The 17,878-nt window shown below is 38.0% G+C and carries 20 protein-coding genes and 1 riboswitch; of the genes, 3 read left to right on the top strand and 17 right to left on the bottom strand.

Annotation, left to right across the window (positions count from 1 at the left end; translation table 11 throughout):
• Positions 1–7 precede the first annotated feature (7 nt).
• From NST02_RS11730 to NST02_RS11665, 14 genes are all read right to left on the bottom strand, one after another.
• Positions 8–562, bottom strand: coding sequence for a YkoP family protein (locus tag NST02_RS11730; protein ID WP_340949058.1), 555 nt, complete (start codon positions 560–562; stop codon positions 8–10).
• 255 nt (positions 563–817) lie between these two features.
• The gene (locus NST02_RS11725; RefSeq protein WP_340949057.1) at positions 818–1,321 is read right to left on the bottom strand and encodes a DoxX family protein; all 504 of its coding nucleotides are present in this window, start codon (positions 1,319–1,321) and stop codon (positions 818–820) included.
• A gap of 202 nt (positions 1,322–1,523) precedes the next feature.
• Complete coding sequence (locus NST02_RS11720) at positions 1,524–2,600, bottom strand: glycoside hydrolase domain-containing protein (RefSeq protein ID WP_340949056.1); 1,077 nt, start codon at positions 2,598–2,600, stop codon at positions 1,524–1,526.
• A gap of 376 nt (positions 2,601–2,976) precedes the next feature.
• A complete protein-coding gene (locus NST02_RS11715) occupies positions 2,977–3,198 on the bottom strand; it encodes a hypothetical protein (protein WP_095306366.1) in 222 nt (73 codons plus the stop codon).
• Between the two features lie 242 nt (positions 3,199–3,440).
• Positions 3,441–3,830, bottom strand: coding sequence for a hypothetical protein (locus NST02_RS11710; RefSeq protein ID WP_137743114.1), 390 nt, complete (start codon positions 3,828–3,830; stop codon positions 3,441–3,443).
• A gap of 61 nt (positions 3,831–3,891) precedes the next feature.
• Positions 3,892–4,233 carry a hypothetical protein gene (locus NST02_RS11705; protein ID WP_137743115.1) on the bottom strand — a complete coding sequence of 114 codons (342 nt, stop codon included), beginning with the start codon at positions 4,231–4,233 and terminating at the stop codon, positions 3,892–3,894.
• Between the two features lie 388 nt (positions 4,234–4,621).
• Complete coding sequence (locus tag NST02_RS11700; protein ID WP_095306369.1) at positions 4,622–5,815, bottom strand: dihydrolipoamide acetyltransferase family protein; 1,194 nt, start codon at positions 5,813–5,815, stop codon at positions 4,622–4,624.
• Positions 5,816–5,828: 13 nt separating this feature from the next.
• Positions 5,829–6,860, bottom strand: a complete 1,032-nt coding sequence (locus NST02_RS11695) for an alpha-ketoacid dehydrogenase subunit beta (RefSeq protein WP_444544516.1) — start codon at positions 6,858–6,860, stop codon at positions 5,829–5,831.
• A gap of 15 nt (positions 6,861–6,875) precedes the next feature.
• Positions 6,876–7,844 carry a thiamine pyrophosphate-dependent dehydrogenase E1 component subunit alpha gene (locus NST02_RS11690; RefSeq protein WP_095306371.1) on the bottom strand — a complete coding sequence of 323 codons (969 nt, stop codon included), beginning with the start codon at positions 7,842–7,844 and terminating at the stop codon, positions 6,876–6,878.
• 279 nt (positions 7,845–8,123) lie between these two features.
• On the bottom strand, positions 8,124–9,479 hold the full coding sequence (gene lpdA / locus NST02_RS11685; RefSeq protein ID WP_340949055.1) for a dihydrolipoyl dehydrogenase: 1,356 nt from the start codon (positions 9,477–9,479) through the stop codon (positions 8,124–8,126).
• A 151-nt stretch (positions 9,480–9,630) separates the two neighbouring features.
• The gene (locus tag NST02_RS11680) at positions 9,631–11,430 is read right to left on the bottom strand and encodes a sigma-54-dependent Fis family transcriptional regulator (RefSeq protein ID WP_095306373.1); all 1,800 of its coding nucleotides are present in this window, start codon (positions 11,428–11,430) and stop codon (positions 9,631–9,633) included.
• A 488-nt stretch (positions 11,431–11,918) separates the two neighbouring features.
• Positions 11,919–12,767, bottom strand: a complete 849-nt coding sequence (locus tag NST02_RS11675) for a metallophosphoesterase (protein ID WP_095306374.1) — start codon at positions 12,765–12,767, stop codon at positions 11,919–11,921.
• Between the two features lie 77 nt (positions 12,768–12,844).
• Entirely contained in the window at positions 12,845–13,126 is a 282-nt protein-coding gene (locus NST02_RS11670) for a hypothetical protein (RefSeq protein ID WP_095306375.1), read from the bottom strand.
• 311 nt (positions 13,127–13,437) lie between these two features.
• Complete coding sequence (locus NST02_RS11665; RefSeq protein WP_095306376.1) at positions 13,438–13,638, bottom strand: cold-shock protein; 201 nt, start codon at positions 13,636–13,638, stop codon at positions 13,438–13,440.
• 312 nt (positions 13,639–13,950) lie between these two features.
• On the opposite strand from NST02_RS11665, the gene NST02_RS11660 reads away from it, so the two are divergent.
• Both NST02_RS11660 and NST02_RS11655 read left to right on the top strand, forming a co-directional pair.
• On the top strand, positions 13,951–14,574 hold the full coding sequence (locus tag NST02_RS11660; protein ID WP_095306377.1) for a LysE family transporter: 624 nt from the start codon (positions 13,951–13,953) through the stop codon (positions 14,572–14,574).
• 79 nt (positions 14,575–14,653) lie between these two features.
• Positions 14,654–15,013 (top strand): DUF6509 family protein, encoded by a 360-nt coding sequence (locus NST02_RS11655; protein WP_235879426.1) that lies wholly within the window; start codon positions 14,654–14,656, stop codon positions 15,011–15,013.
• Between the two features lie 16 nt (positions 15,014–15,029).
• On the opposite strand, the gene NST02_RS11650 is transcribed toward NST02_RS11655, so the two are convergent.
• Entirely contained in the window at positions 15,030–15,419 is a 390-nt protein-coding gene (locus tag NST02_RS11650; RefSeq protein ID WP_095306378.1) for a cytosolic protein, read from the bottom strand.
• A gap of 214 nt (positions 15,420–15,633) precedes the next feature.
• On the opposite strand from NST02_RS11650, the gene NST02_RS11645 reads away from it, so the two are divergent.
• Complete coding sequence (locus NST02_RS11645; RefSeq protein ID WP_095306379.1) at positions 15,634–15,867, top strand: YueH family protein; 234 nt, start codon at positions 15,634–15,636, stop codon at positions 15,865–15,867.
• A 51-nt stretch (positions 15,868–15,918) separates the two neighbouring features.
• On the opposite strand, the gene NST02_RS11640 is transcribed toward NST02_RS11645, so the two are convergent.
• Together NST02_RS11640 and NST02_RS11635 are read right to left on the bottom strand one after the other, a co-directional pair.
• Entirely contained in the window at positions 15,919–16,119 is a 201-nt protein-coding gene (locus NST02_RS11640) for a cold-shock protein (protein WP_095306380.1), read from the bottom strand.
• A gap of 124 nt (positions 16,120–16,243) precedes the next feature.
• Entirely contained in the window at positions 16,244–17,092 is an 849-nt protein-coding gene (locus tag NST02_RS11635; RefSeq protein ID WP_095306381.1) for a bifunctional 5,10-methylenetetrahydrofolate dehydrogenase/5,10-methenyltetrahydrofolate cyclohydrolase, read from the bottom strand.
• A gap of 32 nt (positions 17,093–17,124) precedes the next feature.
• Positions 17,125–17,208: riboswitch (ZMP/ZTP riboswitch) on the bottom strand.
• Positions 17,209–17,878: the final 670 nt, after the last annotated feature.

Raw genomic sequence — 17,878 nt, 5'->3', positions numbered from 1 at the left:
ATCGACTTTATACTCTATATAATTTGCTTAGTTTAGCCGTAGACATAAATAAGTAATTTGGCCTCTGTTTTTTTAACACATCATTCAACTTAACACTTTCATGAGATAGGACGCCTATGGGAAGAAAACTTAAAGTTTTATACAATTTATAAACAGGGTTTATAATCTCGATAATTTCAAAACCAAGCCGTTCACAACCTTTATTTAAAAGCGTAATTCCTATGATTCCTTTAACATTATGAGCTGAAAAATGATGGCGTATATAAAACTCTAAACCCGGAAGTGAATTATGCACATGACGATAAATGATCTTTGCCTTTCTTAGTTCACTTTTTATTTCCTTCATTTCCATTAAAAGGCGGACATTGTGAAGGTGAATTTTTACTAATGTATCGTTTTTATTTATACGCGTACCATCTGAAAGGACAATATTCCTTCCTTTATACTTAGTCAATCGAATCCTAAAAATATTGTCTCCTTTATCTGAGACATATTTTAAACGTGTGCAAGAATAATAAATCGGATCAATTTTTTGCCAAAACGAAAAAATAAAGCCTCTCACTAATGGTCTCTCCTTTAAAACTTACAAATAGATAATAGGATGTTTTTTCGTCACCATAATTAGTTTCTAAAGTAAAGCTTGATCCTATCCTTAAGGAAGCAAATTTTTTTACAGAAGCATTTTTTAATACTGGTGCTGGTTTTAGTTCATTTTGGTATTACCGAAAGACTTACCTAAGTGAAGTAAATTTCCATTCCCGCTCATCTTGGAACATCCCCCGTACTTTCCCGAACATTTGAACTTTAACCATATCCACTACACTTGCCCGATTGGACCATCTGTTCTTGTAAACCTCTGTCTAAAAAAGGGTAAAATGTAGCGGTCTAAGCCAAATCTACCTGCATTATATCCAGCAACCAAAATAAAGATTGTCCATAAAAGCATTTGCGGATTGACGCTTATCGTCCCACTAAACAAGAAGGAGAAATTCATAATTGCTCCCATTAAAGCAGCAAAAGTTGTAAAGATTCCAAGGATTAATGCCATACCAACAAGTACTTCTCCCCACATCACCAAATAGCTAAATAATCCAGCATTCGGAATGGCGATAGCTTCTAAAAAGTTTGCCCACCACGTCTGAACAGCAGCATTTTCACCTGTTGCATTCGCAACTGCACCGTGTAAATATCCACTGACATCAAACCCGCCGCCCGTTACTTTGCCCCAGCCACTCGTCAACCATTTATAGCCTAAATATAATCTCATTAACAATAAAGCAAACGCTGCAATTTTACTGTCTCTTAAAAATCGAACAAACATTTTATCTACCCCCTTCTTTCTATATTTTGTGTATTAATCATCCCGTATTCAAGAAAGTTTTTACTGTTAATTAAAGGAGGGCAGTGAAAACAAATCAGAATTAATCGAAATCGTTTTCAGCTTTATGGCCTTCCTCAGAACTGGCCCCATATCTTTGTTTTCTAAAAGAAAAAAGATGGAATGTGATCCCATCCATCCTTTGCTACCAAAGTACTTCCGTAATGATATTCGAAAAAAGATTTGTATCGATATTACAGCTTTCTGCATCTATTCCATACTGCCAACCGCCAACTTTTGAATTTTCTGGAGCTTCTGGTTCGTATTCTGGAGCGTTAGACTGTGAAGTAATTCCGATATTTGGAGACGCTGTCCAAATATACGTTTGCTCACCAATATGGCTATTACTTTGAGCAGCTTCATTAAAGGCTTTAGTTAAATCGGCTTCTGCATCAAAAATACCGTATATCCCTGATTCATACTTTGAGTCAAACATAACCTCTGACCAACCCCTTATGAATTCCGAGTCAACAGGGTAATTCGGTTCAATATCAGCAAATAGTGCTACTCCTTCAGGAACAGCATACTCTTCCGCCTTAGCAATAGCTTGTTCGGCCTCACTTCGTCCATTTTCATATCCTCTTGCATCCTCAAAGTGATTCCAAATCAGCAGAATCTCGATATCATTTGAGTGAAGAAGCTCAATCTCATCGGCAGTAAGTCCTTCTGAAACTCCGTCTTTCTCCCCTAAATATCTTCCCCATATAAGAGGATCACCGAAATTTTCTTTTACACAAGCCAGCATTTCTGAATTAGTATGGCTTGCTGAATCAACACCCCAAACGATTTCATCATTTGAGGTGTCGCTGCTAGCACTCGCATCATCACCATTACTGTTATTAGATGAGCCTCCATCTTCATGACTGGAATTTGAGCTTTGTCCCTCTACATGATTGCCAATCTCATTTGTTACTTTTACATCAACATTTATTTCTATATTATTGCTAACGTTATTATCAACTTTATTTTTTTCACCATTCTTCACATTATTATCAATTGAATTATTAACTTCTGCATTTTCTCCATTTATATTGTTTTCAACATTATTTGTAACCGTACTATCTCCACTTTCCCCAGCGCCACTCATTTCCGTTTCATCAGCCGAAACTGTACTTGATGCCGGTTCAGATAAACTTGGACCCATAAGCGAGAAAGAAAATACCGCGATGACAACGATGAAGAATGCTGTAACTACGAGAGGTATTAATTTCCCTTTTACCATACCATTCCCTCCTTGTCTTTTCGCAACATCATATGCGACAAGGGATATGACCGTATGGGCTTGTGAAAAATTGGCAATCTACGAAAAAAAGAAATTGTCCCAGAAGCTTAATTTTTTGATGCTCTCTATAAAAATGATTGGTTTCTACTTCAGGTGGCTCTTTTTTGTGAGTGGGCACTAGCTCTATCAATCGATATTAAGTTCGGGAGCCAAGAACCGAATAGGAAACCTTAACAAAAGTAAGAAGCATTGAGAAAAAAAGAGAAACATCCATTTTATGGATCGAATAATACCAAAATTTAACACAAAAAAAGAAAGCTGATGTCAAAAGTCGTTTTTAATGACCTTTTTGACACAGCTTTTTAATGATAATAAACTAATTTATCGTTTCTTCTCGTGTTGCCTCTCTTTCTTCAAGCCAAATTTTGATATGAGTAAAAATGGAAAACAGCAAGAAAAAATTCATCGCCCAGACACTTATAAACGGCGCCATTCCTCCGAATTCAATTGAATGGTAACCTTTTAAAAGCAACACAATATATGATTCAATAAACACGAGAACAAAACCCCCGACACCAGCAGCAACGATTCTAATCACGCCATGATCCCTCCCCCATGTAAAATGCAAAAATATTTACACATAATCACCACTTAATTATGACAATCATGTGAATAAATGTTCAAGTTCAACAATTTTTAATTTAAATATGTTATTATATATTTTTTATACCTGAATTATAAATGCAATAACCATTAATTACAATTAAAACGTATTTAAAAGCAGCAAAAAGGACATCAACATAATATTGATGTCCTTTTCACCTATTCACATCTTTTCAATTAACGGCTTCCGCCTCTCATTGTACCTGAGGGAGCATTAACATTTCTTCTTCCGTTCGTGCCAGGGTCAATTCCATCGGCACCACGATTATTATCAATTAAATCCGTGTTTAAATTATGATTTGTATCAAACACACCGTTGTTTGTCCGGTTGTTTACATCATTGAATATCCCACGGTTATTGTCATTTGAGCGGAATCGTACCGGTTCAACCCCATTATTTCGGCGATTTCCATCAAACACGCCTGTATCATCTTGTCGATCATATCTTACGGGGCTATAGTTTACACCATCATCATCATTCATTCTGTTGTTATTTACTCCACAAGCACCAAGAATACCTACAGATAAAGTAGCCGAGATTGCTGTTAAAAGAAGCTTTTTTTTCATGGAATAGAATCCTCCTGTTATATGAAATTGACCCTCTTAACCAACGCTAAAGCAATCGGTTTTAGCTTTCGTTTTTCTGATTATCCTCTTTTGTACCGGAGTAGGGATTCGATGTTGACGAAGTGCTGTTTTTCTTAATGAACTCTTCAGCAAACTCCGCCGTCAACATTTGCTTCAGCGGTGGAAATGACATTTTTTTCATGCCTTGTTTAAAAGATTCCACCTTTCCTCCGTTCATTTCTGTATTGTTTCTACGAAACATTACGGTTGCAAATGCAGCAGCTCCACTAAGCGCTAAAAAAATCCAGCCACTTCTATTTCTGTTTCTTGGCTTTATGAATGATCGAATGACATTTTTCTGACCCATTCTTGAAAAAAACTTGCTAAATGGCTTTGTATTCATAAATCTTCCTCCTTAAAATGGGAAAAGAAGAACCTCATCGAGAGAAAATCAATTCTCTCTGTTATAGAATGAATAATCGACAATGTTTTTATGTACATTAGACGTTATCTCTTTTTACCATTATTAACAGATAAACTTTGGAGCACAGTATTGATAATCTAACAAAATAAATAAACGTTTGAATCAAGAATTTGGTAACTTTCAATTAAAAAACCATGAAAACATCTGATTCCAGATGTCTCATGGTTTCAATGAAATGTGTATAATATATTGTTATGCTTTCTGACCGAAGCATTTTATACATTGGCTTTGTGTATGAATCAGTTAAAGCAGTTGATTAGTGAAAAGGCATTTGGTTAAAAAGGTTGCCTTCTTTCCTTTAAATGTTCTAAAAAAGTAATAAATAAGGGTTTTCTAAGTATGTGCAAATGCACTGTAAGAATTCTGCTGCTAGGGCGCCATCCACTACTTGATGATCGAATGTTAAGCTTAGTGGAAGCTCTTGCTGTTCAACAATTTCCTTATTGCCACTGAAGGCAAGCTTGCGGTCGATGGCACCGACACCTAAAATACCGATTTCCGGCGTATTTAAAATTGGTGTAAAATATTCGATTCCTGCATACCCTAAGTTTGAAATCGTAAAGGTCGAACCTGTAAGTAAATCGCTGCTCAGTGTATGGCTTCGTGCACCACTTATCAGAGTTGTTATATTTTCTGCAAGTTTCGTTAATGTTTTGTTCGCTGCGTCTTTCACGACGGGAACGATTAAACCTTCATCAACGGCAACAGCCATGCCGATATGAATATCTTCGTGAACAACATGCTCGCCATTGGCATAGGAGGCATTCATTTCCGGAAAATCTTTTAATGCGAGAACAACTGCACGAGCTAGCAGCGTGTTGATGCTTAATTGACCTGAAAGACGATCACCTAGCTTCGCCTTCATATCTGTTCGGAATGTCATCAACGGTGAAACATTCGCTTTACGGTGCAATGTCACTTGCGCCGTTTGCTGCAAACTATTATGCATGCGTTTCGCGATGACTTTACGCATACCAGATAAGCCCTGACCAGCATTAGTATTGGTTGCTGCAGAAGCAGCTTTCACAGTAAGTACAAAGTTTTCAACATCGTGGCGAGTTATGCGGCCATTGCCGCCAGTACCGGTAATTTCTGAATAATCTATGCCTCGCTCTGCGGCAATTTTACGCGCAATTGGCGTAATAAAGATGCGTTCAACTTCTTTATTCCTGGGAGAAGCGGTTACTTGTACCTCTCGCTGTATTTGACCTTCAGTAAGTGCAGGTTCTTTGGCAGGGGCAGATGCCTCCGCTACCTTCTCACTCAATTCACCAATACATCCGATTGGCTCTTTACAAGGGATTTGCCCCAGTTCCTCAACAAAAATTTTTAGCAGGATGCCATCTTCCGGCGCCTCAACATCATGCGTTAGTTTTTCGGAGCTAATTGTGCAAACAATGTCACCCTTTTTTACGGCATCGCCTTCTTTTTTATACCATGATTCGACGGTTCCTTCCGTCATCGTTAAACCAAGTTTTGGCATTAATATGTTTGTTGCCACTGTCATCACCACCTTATGATTTTTTTAAGTCAGCAATCAGTTCATCTGCTAAATCGAATACTTTATCGGCATTTGGAATGTACAGCTGCTCTAAGTTAGAGGCGAATGGCACCGGTGTATTCGGTGCGCATATACATTTAATTGGGCCATCTAAGTAATCGAATGCTTTATCTGCCACGACCGAAGAAATATCTGTTGCCGTGTTATTATGCGGGTTTGCTTCATCAATAATTATGAGGCGGCCCGTTTTCTTTACGGAATTTATAATCGTCTCTTGATCCCAAGGAGCCACTGTTACAAGGTCAATAACTTCAACGTCCACACCATCTGCTTCTAATTTTTCAGCAACTTCAAGCGCAACATAAAGCATTTTACCTATTGTAACAATTGTTAAATCAGAACCGGCCTTCTTCACCTTTGCTTTACCGATTTCCACAGTGTAATATTCTTCTGGCACCTCTTCTTTAATACCGTATAATGTTTTATCCTCAAAGAACATCACAATATTATCATCCTCGATTGCTGCATTTAAAAGACCTTTTGCATCATATGGATTCGATGGGACAACAACCTTAATACCAGGAATTGAGCCAAGCAATCCGTAGTAGGAGCCGGAGTGCTGTGCAGCTGCCGAAGCACCTGCACCATGACACGTACGCACGGTCAGTGGAATTTTTGCTTTACCGCCAAACATATAGCGCATTTTCGAACCTTGCGCGAGTAATGTATCGAAGCAGAAGCCGATGAAGTCATTGAACATTAATTCTGGTACAGGGCGCAGTCCAGTTGCCGCCGCACCTACGGCAGCCCCCATGTAACCCATTTCAGAAATTGGTGTATCGATGACGCGCTCACGACCATACTTTTCTACTAAGCCTTTTGTGACGCCAAATACGCCGCCCCAAGCACCTTCATTGCCTAAGTGTTCGATTGTTGCACCACCTGCAACGTCCTCACCGAGTAAAATAACACGCTCATCGCGCTCCATTGATTGATCCATTGCCTCATTGATTGCCTTCATAAATGTAATTTTTCTTGTCATCATCCTTCACTCCTTTTATTAGTCTGCATATACATCTTCGTACAAAGCCTCTGGTCGTGGAATTGGACTTCCCTGCGCAAATTGAATCGCTTTCGCAATAGCCTTTACCGAATTCGCTTCAATTTCATCGGCTTGCTCCTTTGTTAAAAGCTTTAAGGCAATGGCCTCTTTACGGAATAACTGAATACAATCTAAATCCGCCCGCTCTTTTTCAGGTCCTTCTTTCGCTTTATATTTTTGCTCATCCCCTTCGAAATGACCGTATTTACGGTAAGTTAAGCATTCAATAATCGTTGGACCTTCACCTTTTCGTGCACGGTCAATTGCTTCACCAGCTGTTTTATAAACCTCCATTAAATCCATGCCATCAACTGAAATACCTGGAATATCGTACGCTAAACTGCGCTGTGCGATCGTTTTAGAAGCTGAGGAGTAGCTTTGTGGTGTTGCTTCTGCGAATAAATTATTCTCACAAACGAAAATGACAGGCAGCTTCCAAATCGCCGCTAAGTTAATACCTTCATGAAATGTGCCTTCATTGGCTGCACCATCACCGAAGAAACATACAACAACGTTATCTGTTTTCAAATATTTGTTGCGAAGACCCGCCCCGACTGCTATCGGAAAACCACCACCAACCATACCATTGGCACCGAGCATTCCTTTATCAATATCAGCGATGTGCATAGAGCCACCCTTTCCTTTGCAAAGACCTGTTTCCTTTCCGTAAATTTCAGCCATCATGCCATTGAGATCGCATCCCTTTGCAATACAGTGCCCATGCCCGCGATGTGTACTTGTAATATAATCCGCATCTGTTAAATGCGCGCAAACGCCTGTCGCAACAGCTTCTTCACCTGCATATAAATGGACGAATCCAGGAATTTCACCGCTTGTAAAAATACGATGTACTTCATCCTCAAAGTTACGAATATCATTCATTTTTTCATAAATCCAGGCGGCTTTCTTCATATCTAAGTTTTGCATGATAAATCCTCCTCGTATAATATGTTTAGGGCCTAAGTACATGTGGCCCAGACTTCTTTTAATTTTTGAATCAAGTAAGCAACGTACTTTGATGCTCCGAGAGCCTCTGCACAATGATTAAATTTACACGCTGAAAAGGAACGTGAATATGTCAGCCTAAACACCAATAAACCTTATTTAAATTCAGCAATTAACACTTTATTGCAAATTTAGTTTCGTGCTGCCACTTTTCTAAATTTTGCGAATCATTTAGTGTTTGATATACCGCAGGTCTTTTTATTAGCTGTGAATGGCCTTTGAAATGAGACTATTAGTCACCTCACCGGTTAATTCAGACAAAGTAGGGTGGGCAAATGTCAGATTTGCCAGTTCGTTGACGCGGCCCTCCGATTGCTTAACCGCAAGAAGCGTGTGGATTGTTTCTGTTGCATGACTGCCAACAATAACCGCACCAAGTATTTCATTGTATTTTTTCTCAGAAATGATTTTGACAAAACCATCGGTTTCATTTGTTGCAATCGCCTTCCCCATCATGCTATAAGGGAGCTTGCTGACTTTGACATCATAGCCGTTCCGCTTTGCTTCTGCTTCACTAAGACCAAAGCTTGCGACCTCTGGATTGGTGTAAATACATCGAGGAATGGTTGCCTGGTTCAGTGGTTCCTGCGGAATGCCCGTCATATGCGCTACTGCTTTTAATCCTTCTGCACTTGCTGCATGAGCAAGCATATAGCCGCCGATCATGTCACCAATTGCGTAAATGCCTTTTTGTGATGTTTCATAATGTTTATTTACTTTCACGAATTGTCCTGTCTCATCAAGCGTTAGTCCAATCTCTCGTGGTAACGCTAGGTTTGCCTTTCGACCTGTCGCAAGAAGCAGTTTTTCAAATGGTATAGTTTTACCAGACTGTAGCTCTACCGAATTCTTTGTAACCCTTTGAATATTCACTTTTGTTTCCACAACTATCCCTAAATGTTGCAGCTTCTTTTTAAGAATTGCACTTACCTCCGGATCCTCTGTTAATAAAATGTCCTCAGCAACCTCTAATATCGTCACACTTACATTAAGCGGGGCCACTGCAAAGGCAAGCTCTACCGCAATGACACCGCCACCAATAATGACAAGCTGTTTTGGTAGCTTTCTCAGTTCGAAAAAAGTATTTGTAGTTAAATACTCAACCTCTTCAATACCTACTATTGGTGGCACGAATGGACTACTGCCGGTAGCCAGTAAAATATTTTTAGCCCTTATGCTCTCGTTATTAACCGTTACCGTTTTTCCTGCAATGCTCGCTTCACCTTTAAAGTAAGCGATTTCATTTTGTTTAAATAAATGATTGATTCCACCCTGCAGTGCGCTTACAACCTTGTCTTTTCGACGTACGAGTTTTGGAAAATCGATCACTTCTACCGAACTTTGAATACCAAATTGATTGGCTTCTCTTATCGATAACAACCACTCTGCGTGCTTCAAATAGGCCTTTGATGGAATACAGCCAACGTTTAAACAGGCACCGCCGATTTGTTCGCGCTCGACTACCGCTACACTTTGACCGAGTTGAGCAGCTTTGATGGCTGAAACGTAGCCACCAGGACCAGCACCGATAACAACTAAATCAAATTGTTTCACCAATTTCCCCCCATTCTTCTTTATTCAACCTACACCATAATTTATAGCAAGTTCCGTGCCAACATATAAAATGGTGAAATAATGCCATTTTAAAGAGAGGATAATATAAAAACGCTACAAACTTTGCAACAGTTTGTAGCGTTTTGTAGTATGATCATTTTAAGTTGTACTTTTTCATCTTACGGTAAAGGGTGCTTCTAGCAATGCCAAGCTCCTCTGAGGTTCGTGAAATATTGTATTGATGGCGTTCTAGTACTTCTTCAATCTCTTGCTGCTCATGAGAAACAGGTACTATATGATGTTGCAAGCACTCACCTGTTTCACTGAAAACGGAGCCAATTTCGATTAATTCCTGAATGTTTGAAATTGTTGGTGTGTCCTGCTCATAATACAAATACAATCGTTCTAAGAAATTGTTCAGTTCACGAATGTTACCATACCAGTTATACTCTTTCGCTACCTTGTATGCAGTGCTCATCCAATGTGGATGCCATTGTCGCTTGTCGCAATAATCTTGCATTAGTGCATAAATATCCTCCTTGCGCTCCCGAAGCGGAGGGATATTGAGGGGACAGACATATAGTCGATAAAATAAATCGAGCCGGAATTTGTTCTCTTGAACTAGCTCTTTTAAATTCCTATTGCTTGCGGTTACGATTCGAAACGATACATTCTTTGCCTTTGTGCTACCGAGCGGTGTCACTTTTTTTTCTTCAAGTACACGTAGAAGGGCTGCCTGCATCCGCAATGACATGCAATCGACCTCATCGAAAAACAATGTGCCCTCATGTGCCTGCAAAATTTTCCCTTGGTAACCTTTATTACTTGCACCGGTAAACGCACCGGGCGCAAAGCCAAAAAGTTCACTCTCCAATAAGTTTTCACTGATTGCGCCGCAGTTAATGGCAACCAACGGGCCGCTTGAAGCAGGACTATTTTTATGAATCGTTTCAGCAATTACTTCTTTCCCGCTGCCTGATTCACCATGAATATGAATCGGCAACATACTTGCTGCTGCCTTTACTACTTGACTCATAAAATGAAGGTAATCTACATTTTTTGAAGGGACTCCAGAATAATAGTAATTTTTTCGCTTCTGCGGTGCTTGTAAAATTGGATAATAATAACCAATCAGCCGCCCATCAAACATAATGATTTCGGGTAATTCATGAATAAATTGCGAAGTAAGCAGTTCCTGTATATTACGTCCAGCCCATTCATCCTCATCGAGCATGAGCTCCTTTGAAATCGTTATAATTTGCTCGTGTTCATTGCAGACAATGCCTGGGCGTGTCATTTTATATGCATAGTCGAGGAGCTGCCTATGAATCGTTAAATAGTCATTATACAGCTTCTCCGAAATGGTATTCGCTAATAACTGCAAAAATAAATGAACTTCCACCTGTGTTGCTGAATTGTTTAAATGCGAGGAAATGTCAATCACAGCACAAATATCTCCAAATTCATTATGAATCGGAGCCGCTGTGCATTCCCACTCATGCGAGGAAATGGCGTAATGCTCGTAGCCGCGCAAGGTCGTCACGTCACCAGTTTGCAAAGCAAGAGAAATCGCGTTTGTGCCGACATCGTCTTCATGCCAGCGATTGCCCTCAGCAAAAGAAATTTCATTCGCCAAGCTTTTTGTTCCCTCATACCCATCACGCCAAATAATGTAACCATCAACATCTGTTAAAATGAAGATCGGCATCTTCAATTGAAAATATTGGTGATACTTTTTAAGCTCCTTCTCAACAAGCTCAATAATGCGCTTATTTTTTTGTTGCTTTTCCTTTAGTTTTGATTTCGAGATAATCGTAAAACTCCTTCTTCTATATGGATCAACATTTTGATCGCGGCAACGCAGCCATGAGTGCGCTACATTATTAGGAAGGATTTTTAGATCGACCGAGCCATCGGCTACAAAACTTTTCCAAATATGTTCCTTTAAATCCATTGCACTTCCCCCTTGTGCGGTAATGCTGTGTTTCAAAGGCAAAATTTCTTTATCATTACTATTCTACAAGATCAGCCATCTGCTAATCCATATTTATCTGAAATTTTCCATTATTATAAAACTTGGTTCTATCGGAAAAATTAATGTTGAAGTTGCTGGAAGTAAAAAAGGAGTGAATGGGGTAGGTGACAAAATGGGAATGGATCTGTGACTACCTTCCCATTTGCTTTTCATACTTACTCTTCTTTATTTCTGAGCAAATTTGTACTAGATTGTTTTTGCTCTTTGCCTATTTTCTTGGCTTTTTTTTCAACCATATTAAAATGTTGGAAAGGGTTCCTCCCACTTACCTTAATAAACGTCATTTTACTTTGATAATCACCTTCATACCCATCATTTGAATCCCAAATAAAAAAACCTGTACAAAATAAATTCTACACAGGTTTACTAATTTCCTATCAGTTTGTCAACAGTCCCAGTATGACGGTTTACACCGCAGAATAGTTTGGTATTGACGTTTCATTTGTTAAAGTACATTCATGGATCGTTATTTCAGGACGACTTCCAATTCGAATATTTACTCCTGTCTGCCCGAGCCCTTCACTAATGTAAAAAGGCTTATTATCATACATCTGTAATCCTTTTATCATATTCATCCGAACCAGTTTACCCATTTTGATAAGATGATAAGCTTTCGGATAACAAATTTGTCCCCCATGAAAATGACCAGCCAACAAATAATCAAAATGATACTGCTTCATTTGAAGGACAATATTGGGATCATGGGTCAATACTAGATTATAGCCTGGCTTCACCCCACGATAAGAAGTCTCTAAATCACTGCGTTTCGTACTATAATCATCAATTCCAATTATATTAACTCTGCGACCATCCACAAGCACTTCAACATGTTCATTTCTTAATACACGGCAATGAAATTGTTCAAGTGTATCGACTAAAGCATGCAAATTTTCACCCTTTAACACATAATCATGATTTCCTAGCACAGCAAAAATTCCATATTTAGGATTCAATATATTTAATACATGCAAATAAGGGATTAGCTTCGGAATCGTCCATTTTCGATCTAAAAAATCACCTGTAAGAGCGATCAGGTCATACCGTTCTTCTTTAACCTTCTGATAAAGCTCCTCAGGAGAAATTGATATATTTTCCAAATGCAAATCAGAAAGATGTAACACTCTGAGCACCGGACTTCGCTCGATTCCAAAAGCGATGTTCATCTTTTTAACAGCGACATCTTTTGTATTTTGATAGGCTTTATACATATAAAAAATGATCATAACTAGCAAGACTGACAGAAATAGAAGCTTCATTACCTCTCTCCCTTCCTTCAACAAATTATACATGAAAGAAGAGAGAAATTTGCTAGTAATTGATGGAATAAATGGTGCTAACCTTTCAGTTTTTTATATTCTTCAATAAAATAAACCGGATCTTTTGGAACGGTGTATGAAAACACTCCTTGATTAGTATGTAAATACAGCATGCCTGCAGCAGAAGAAAAAAGCCTAAAAGACATATCATGTACATCATTTACAAGAAAGACATGTTCTCGGGTAATAATTCTATCCTCATATAGGTGAAGGTGTTCTCGATATTCCTTTGTTATTTGTTCGTTATTTTCAATAGCTCTCTCTACCCTAACATAAGGATGAGAAATGATTCTTTTCACCTTTCTTCCCACTTTCGTCATAAATTTCTTTTATAAAACTATACCTTTTTTTAACTGCAATTGTCCAAAAATGGATGGCAAACCCCTATAAATCCTTCAAAAAATGAATGAAACACAAGAAACCTTTACAGCCATGGAATTTTCCCTCATTCTTAAGAGCGGAGCAAACGATAAAGAAAGAAGCTCATGGTGCCCTTAGCGGAGGAAGAAAAACTATCTTATGAAGCCTTGGCTAACTGCTCTAGACATGCCCCAGCAACAGAAAAAGCACCATTCTCGACAGAATAGTGCTCCCATTCATATAAATTTAATTAAGAATGCTTCCCAGGGTTGTTGATAACCTCTAGAACACGAGTAGTTTGTTCCATGTCACTCTTGCAAATAGGACAAGTCGGGACCGCGCTGCTCTTAAAATTATCACGTACCCAACACTTACAATCATCAGCCTTGCAAACCCATATTTTTGTTTCTTCAGTAACTATTTCCTCTTGATTTCTTCTACCAAAGCTCATTCATCTCACTCCTAAAATTAGGGTAGATCCCTTTTAAAGAAAGCAAAGGGAAAAGTTATCGCAAAATAAAAAAACACCATTACAAAAAGTTAAAAAATAAGATAACTTTTCATAATAAATGAAATAAAAATAAAATGCAACATTTAATACCATGATAACATATTTTTTTCAATCTGTATAGTCTTTAAATCGTAATGAGATGGTAAAAAATTTTTTACACAAAAAATAATTTTATTGTCGTACATGCCTTCTAGCCTGAATAAAATGAGTACAAGCGTTTCTCTCTAAAACTCGCATAGGAGGTAGCAACTAATGACGATTTTTATTAGCTATATTTTCCTCGGATTATCACTAGCAGCCCCAATCGGACCTGTAAATGCTGCACAAATGGAAAAAGGAATTAAGCATGGATTTTTAAATGCATGGATATTGGGAATTGGTTCTGTTTTAGCGGACATCGTATATATGATGACAGTGTTCTTGGGTGTTGGACACTTTATTCAAATACCAATAGTGAAAGCCTTTTTGTGGTCATTTGGTTTTTTCGTCCTCATTTATACCGGAATCGAGGGTTTAGCAAACGCAGGAAAGATTCATCTTTCTCAGCAAAGAGAAAGTGAATCACTATGGAAATCTTTTTTTACAGGCTTTCTAATGTCTATCTCCAACCCGTTAACAATCCTTTTTTGGTTAGGAATTTACGGTTCTGTTTTGGCAAAAACAGCAGCCTTATATGCCTCTGAAGATCTTTTGATTTACAGCAGTGCGATTATATTAGGGCTTGTTATTTGGGATATTACAATGGCGCTTGTCGCCAGCAGCGCCAAAAAACTATTATCTACAAAAACACTGACATTAATTGCTGTTATTTCTTCCATTTCGCTCATCGGATTCGGGCTATACTTTGGTTTTGAAGCATTCAAAATCCTTTTTTAGCTTCCATTCACCTTGATAACAGTAAAATGAGGTGATTTAAGCCTTTTCAGTTTTACTCTGTCAAATAGTAGGGTAAAATATGAAAGGTATGACAAACGTCGAAAGCGACGCTAATATTGAGAGGATTGAACAAAAGATGGAGATTAAATCACACACAATTGAACTGGTAGAGGATCCGTTTGGTATTTTATCAGGAAACCGCTATGAACTTTTTTTACATATAGAAATACCAGAAGATGATGAACTCTTCTCAGAAAAGGGATTAAAAATTAAAGTTTTATTAATTGAAGATGAAAAAGGGTATCATCTTTCTCATTATCACATTATTGAGGCCATTACTGACCGTATTCTTGATTTTGAACTAGACGAGGATGAGGAACAGTTAATTGAAGCGTACTGCATCGAGCAAGCAAAAGAATATCAAAACGCAAAAGAATAGAGAGCAGCAAAGCTCCCTATTCTTCTTTATTTGCTTCATCAATAATATGGTACATAAGATGTGCAAGATGGTGGATGGGACCATAATCTTCTTCTTCTTCAGCTTCATCCTGAAATTCCAGATCATTTAAATGTAAAGCTACAAATTGATAAAAATCCTTTAATTGAAATCCATAACAGCCACTTGGCTCTTCGTACTCGTCCTCATAATGGAGAACTAAATAGGATTCTTTTCCGTCTTTATCGACTGCATCAAAATAAACAAAAAAGCCTATATTTGTATCAAGTTCAAATAAATGCCGCGTTCCTCCTTCTGTCACCTTTGAAAAATCAGATTCTGATAGCTTCTGGACAGTCATCGCATCCACTTGATCTTCTTTATGAAATTGCACAGTAAATGTTTTCATTGATTCACTCCTATTCTTGAGAATACTCTATATATGTGTGGAGAATAAATATCCACTCCCTAATACTACTAGGATTCCAATTACTCCCCATAAATATTTCAAAAGTCTCACTCCTATATTTTATTATTCTCCAATGACAGAATAAAAAGGCTGATTTATACTTTTGTTAATATGTACAAACCTACATAATAAAAACAAATGAGGTGATCGCTTTATGAAAATAAGAAAAAATTATGTAAACGGGGAAGCACAAAAGGTTTATATTTATGAAAATAAAAAAGAGGAATACATTCTTGTTGCGATACCCGAAATCAATTGGAGTATTTCCTTCACATATGACGAAGATTTAGTTGAAGAAAAAATTCACAGCACATTATTACAAACAGTAGACGTGGAGCGAGCGAATGAAATCAGTAAAAAAATCACACAATGGACGAGAGAAATGTGAGAACAATTTTAAAAGGAGTCCACACTAATGGACTCCCCTCATATTTGACTGTTACGCTTTAGTAACGTTAACAGCTTGTGGTCCGCGTTGACCTTCTTCAATGTCGAAAGTAACCTCTTGACCCTCTTCTAGGGTTTTAAACCCTTCACTTTGGATAGCAGAGTAATGAACGAATACATCTTCTCCACCTTCAACTTCGATAAATCCAAAGCCCTTTTCTGAGTTAAACCATTTTACTTTACCAGTTGCCATTCTAATCCTCCTAAAAATTCAAAAGCATTTGATGATAACTAACGTATCACATCTATAGTTTGCCTAAAAATTAGATTTTAAATCCATATTTTATATATTTTTATCCAAAAAAATGGAGGAATCTTTATTTTGCCTCTAATAACTTTTCAGCTGCATCAACTGTATGCTTTAACAGCATTGAAATCGTAACAGGGCCCACGCCGCCTGGAACTGGTGTAATCGCTGAGGATTTCTGATAACAAGATTCATATTCTACATCACCAACATTACCAGGGTTATAACCTGCATCCAATACAACCGCGCCCTCTTTTAACCAATTCCCTTTAATAAATTCAGGTTTACCGACGGCAGCAACGACAATATCAGCTTGCTTAACAATTTCCGGCAAATTGACTGTACGAGAATGACAGGTGGTCACAGTTGCATTCATATTCAGAAGCAGCGCAGAAACTGGCTTCCCTAGGATCGGGCTTCTTCCTACGACAACAGCATGTTTGCCCTCTGCCTCAATATTATAATATTTCATAATTCGAACGATAGCTGCAGGGGTGCAGGATGGATAGAGCCCAAAACCTAACGCTGTTTGTCCATAGCCCCAGCTCGTCACTCCATCTACGTCTTTTTCAAGAGCGATGGCTTCAAACGCTGCTCTTTCATCTATATGTGACGGCACAGGATGCTGCAGCAGAATTCCATGAACAGTCGGATCATTATTTAGTTCATGTATCGTCTGAAGTAATTCATCCGTGGTGGTTTCTTTCGGAAGGTGGATTCTTTGTGAGTGAATACCTAATCGCTCACATGCGTTTCCTTTCATTCTTACATATGTAGCAGAAGACGGATCATCCCCAACTAATATGGTCGCCAAGCTGGGGATAATACCATCTTCCTTTAATACAGCAATTCTAGGTTTAAGCCCTTCTTTCACATCGTTTGCAACTTTTTGTCCGTCTAAAATCAATTTTTCATCCATGTATATACCTCCTCTGAGATAAAGATTATGTAATTTATTGCCCAGACGACCGGCTATACATAGACGTAGCTTCCTTGTGGTTGATTCCACCTTTGTCGTCAGTCACTACGATTTTTAAGAAAAAAACAAGTTCATGAAGATAATGCACCTAAATCCCCCTTTATTATAGCAGAAAACACATATATTACAATGAAGTTCTCATTATAATGTTCGGTTAATAACATTAACATTCTTTAAATGTTACTTAGCGGAAAAATGTACTCATCTTCTAAGCATATTATCTGCCAACATCATCGAAAAAATTAGAAAAGACAACAACGCTTCGTTGTTGTCTTGAATGATATATTTAAGGTTCTATCTGACGATCCAGATTAACCTTTTTAATGATAGTTTCTGAATCATCATGTATATCTGAACTACTTTTTGTCTCACAACTAGCAGCCATAGGTTTAACAAAAGCTTTGACCTAAAACAACGAAAGCCCTGCCTCTCTTTCATCAATACGGTTCCTTGACCGCGCCTTTAAGAATTAGGATTTCAAAAGTTCAAATGCAAAGATAATAGTATTCAATTTCACATCTCCTAAATCTGTCCATTTTTTCTCTGAACAATGGGTAATATCATAATGAAAAAATCATGTTGGATCCACTTCATAACACTTCAAGTGAAATGACCATTTTAGCAATCAAATAACACTTGACTCAACTTAGTGTAGATAATTTAATGAAAGAAGCGAAGCTAAAAAAGAAGGGAGTTTTGAGGGTAACCTTGCAGCCATAGGTTCGA

Origin of the sequence: Robertmurraya sp. FSL W8-0741 (assembly GCF_038004005.1) — a bacterium.
Taxonomy (GTDB): domain Bacteria; phylum Bacillota; class Bacilli; order Bacillales; family Cytobacillaceae; genus Robertmurraya; species Robertmurraya siralis.
This window is presented reverse-complemented; position numbering and strand designations above follow the sequence as displayed.